This window comes from Ruminococcus sp. CAG:379, assembly GCF_000434255.1.
GTDB classification, from domain to species: domain Bacteria; phylum Bacillota; class Clostridia; order Oscillospirales; family Ruminococcaceae; genus Ruminococcus_F; species Ruminococcus_F champanellensis.
Map to the genome: position 1 here is coordinate 1 of NZ_FR894895.1, position 3,404 is coordinate 3,404.

Consider the following 3,404-nt stretch of genomic DNA (forward strand, 5'->3'; position numbering starts at 1 on the left):
TTCTTTTTTGTCTATCAAATCGGGCATGGGGGCAGTTGTTCACCATGTACACTCGCAGTTGGTGTTGGGCGTTCTCACTTTGAGGCAACTGCTATGATGCTGCAAGCCCAGGTTGATGGAAATTATAATGTTCAGTCTGAGTTGGAGCAGGAAGTTACAAGGCGTGTGAATGAGGCCAATGTAGGTCCATTGGGACTTGGGGGGAAAACGAGTGTTATTGCAACATTTATGAAAGTTGGACCGCAACGTGCAAGTGGAGTAAGAATTGTATGCGTCAGACCAACTTGTTGCTTTGAGCCCAGGATTGCTACGGTGGAACTGTGAGGCAGTCAAAATGAAGCCTGTGAAAAAGCAGCGCAAGCCCGGTGGCGGGCGGAAGAAATCAAAGCCGGAGTACCATGCTACAAAAAATCTGATGGAGCAGATGGAGAGGGCTGTGGATCTCTATCCAAATGGCGATGAGGTTTCAAATATTGATATTGTGTACGTTTGCAGAAAATATTCTGGAACTTTGAAATGTCAGGAGTCTGAGGTGGAAGACATCAGATTCTTTGAGATTGACGAGATGCCTGAATTAATTTTCCCACCGAATCAACTGGCAATTGAGGAGTATATCAATGAATTTAAGGGGAGAAAGTAAGAATGAAAATCGCAGTAGCAGGAACAGGATATGTTGGACTGTCAATCGCAATACTACTTGCACAGCATAACACAGTAACAGCAGTTGACATTATCCCTGAAAAGGTAGACCTCATCAACAACAGAAAGTCACCGATCCAGGACGACTATATCGAAAAATACCTTGCCGAAAAGGAACTTGATTTGACAGCAACACTTGATGCAGAATCGGCATATAAAGATGCAGATTTTGTGGTTATTGCAGCACCGACCAACTATGACAGCAAGAAGAATTTTTTTGATACAAGTGCTGTGGAAGCAGTCATTGACCTTGTCATGAAGTATAATCCGAATGCCATTATGGTTATCAAGTCCACAATTCCGGTAATAGGAAAATACAGCTTGCGAAAAACAGCCTTGTCATTCTCATCAGTCGGTCAGGCAAAACAGTAAGTAGCCTTGCAACGCTTCGACTTTGCAAGAAAAGGGCGTGAGAACCCTCAGTATTGTCAACGTAGTTGGCTATTTTAGTAAAACAACTTACAGATGATTCTTGCACCAGATTCTATACTTGGATTCCCCCAACAGACGGCTCTTCGGAGCCGTCTTTTTTTGTAGTCGGACGTTGCATTCTACATGTGGTATCGGTGAGTACTCTTTGTACAATTTGTAAAAACACTTGCATTTTAAGAACGAATGTGATATAATTGGATCGAAATCTAATCGAAAGTTTTTGGGAAGGAGATGGTGATAGCGGACAGTCCGTGAGGATTGCAAAGGGAGAAGCATTGTCTGCTGCTTCGCAGCTTACAAAATGAACAGGAGGAATTTAAAATGGCGAAAACACTGAAAAAATCATGTGCAGCTTTTTTGTCGCTGCTCATGATCCTATCCACGCTACTATATTTTCCCAGCGGCACATTTGCGGGGATGGACTTTGGGCTGACAGCCCAAGCCTATACGCCGGATACTACGCCGTCCAAGCCACAGGCAGGGAATGGTACCAATGCAAGCCCCTATGAGATCACCTCGGTAGGGGAGCTGTACTGGTTTGCAGGGCTGGTCAACGGTACTCTGGGGGACGGCACTGCCCAGAACATGTCCGCCAATGCGATCCTGATGACGGATCTTGTGATCAATGAGAATCTGGGGGACACCAGCGGAAATCTGAACGCAGGGGAGCATGTGGCCTGGACGCCCCTCAGCAGATTTAAGGGCTCCTTTAACGGCAACAAACACAACATCTGGGGCTTTTATGTAAACGGTTCTTCCAATCATGTAGGATTTGTCGGAATTCTGGATCACGGCAGCATTACGAATCTGGGTATTCACTATTCCTACTTCAAGGGGAACGATTATGTGGGGGCGATCTGCGGTCAGAGCAACTACGGCGTGGTCTCAAATTGCTTCAGCAATAACTATGTCTGGGGTGCGAATAGCATAGGCGGTATCTGTGGTTATACCCATGAAGGTAAAATATACAACTGCTGTAGTGTCGGCGATGTCAGCGGCAAAAGCAGCATCTGCGGAGGGAGCGTAGCCGGAACCATAGCAAACTGCTATTACCAGGAAGGCTTGGCAGCAGATGGCAATGCAACCGCAAAAACAATGGCGGAGTTTATAAGCGGCGAGGTTGCCTTCCTGCTGCAAGGAGACCAGGACGATCAGGTCTGGGGTCAGAACCTGGAAAAGCATTATGCGTATCCCTGTCTGGGTGATCCGAAGGTATACCAGAACAAGACCTATGCAGGCTGCAATAAGAACACAAAGGTTTTGTCCATTTCTTACAGCAATACCGAGCAGGACGTATTCGGTGAACATGTAGGTTACACAAACGGCTTCTGCACGGGCTGTGATGCATATCAGTCGGCACAGAAGAATGCTGACGGTGTGTATGAGATCGGTAACGCAGGTCAGCTGTACTGGTTCGCAGGGCTGATCAGCGGCACCCTCACAGACGGCACGGCACAGGATTCTTATGCAAGCGCCATTCTGACGGCGGACATTGTGGTGAACCAGAATGTACTGAAGGCGGACGGTACTCTGAACGAAGGCACTTTCCGCAGCTGGACACCCATTGGTAAGGAGTCTGCCCGGTTCTACAGAACCTTTGACGGCAACAATCATACCATCAGCGGCTTGTATTATGATAACTCTGACTCTACTGGGAAAATGATCGGTCTGTTTGGCTACATCAACGGGGGCACCGTCAAGAACGTAGGCGTGATCGATTCCTACATCAACGGTTTGGAATTCATTGGCGGTATCAGCGGCTATATGTTGAAGGGTTCCATTACCAATTGCTATTTCAAGGGTACAGCCATTGCAAACGCATACATTGGCGGTATCTGCGGTCTGAACAGTGACACCATCTCCAATTGCTACAGCATGGCATCCATCCGGGGCGGCGAATACACGGGTGGCATTGCCGGAAGAGTGTATGAAAAGGACAACGTAAACTGCTACTATTTATCCAATACGGACGATGGCCAGGGCGGTAAAACCGCAGCCCAGTTTGCCAGCGGCGAGGTTGCATACCTGCTGGGAGATCCCTGGGGGCAGACCATTGGCACGGACGCATCTCCGGTACCGGGTGGCAAGAAGGTATATCAGACCACCGGCTGCGTGACCTATAACAACGATGGAAAGATCGGCGAAAAGGCACATAGTAACTATGTGGCAAACGATCAGGAGACCCACAAGTGTGCTGACTGCGGTGCGAAGGAAGCACATGCCTTTACCGAAAAGCTGATCTCTGACGAAGCCCTGCATACTCCTGCGGATTG

Annotated in this window: 3 protein-coding genes and 1 pseudogene; all 4 read left to right on the plus strand. The window is 47.9% G+C overall.

The genetic code is table 11. The features are described from left to right. Window positions 1-324, plus strand: a 324-nt coding sequence (locus tag QVO51_RS06395) for a fumarate hydratase (protein WP_288167935.1), incomplete at its 5' end; no start/stop codon positions are given. Between the two features lie 10 nt (window positions 325-334). Next, window positions 335-640 carry an NUDIX hydrolase gene (locus tag QVO51_RS06400; RefSeq protein WP_022357703.1) on the plus strand — a complete coding sequence of 102 codons (306 nt, stop codon included), beginning with the start codon at window positions 335-337 and terminating at the stop codon, window positions 638-640. Window positions 641-642: 2 nt separating this feature from the next. Further along, window positions 643-1,029 (plus strand): annotated as a pseudogene (locus QVO51_RS06405) (3-hydroxyacyl-CoA dehydrogenase NAD-binding domain-containing protein); the annotation flags it as partial. A gap of 423 nt (window positions 1,030-1,452) precedes the next feature. After that, window positions 1,453-3,404: hypothetical protein (locus QVO51_RS06410; RefSeq protein WP_441295914.1), on the plus strand; the 1,952-nt coding region annotated here is incomplete at its 3' end.

What these genes read in the sequence shown, in the direction of transcription:
- QVO51_RS06400 (WP_022357703.1), top strand. Translation starts at nt 335, where the DNA reads ATGAAGCCTGTGAAAAAGCAGCGCAAGCCCGGTGGCGGGCGGAAGAAA.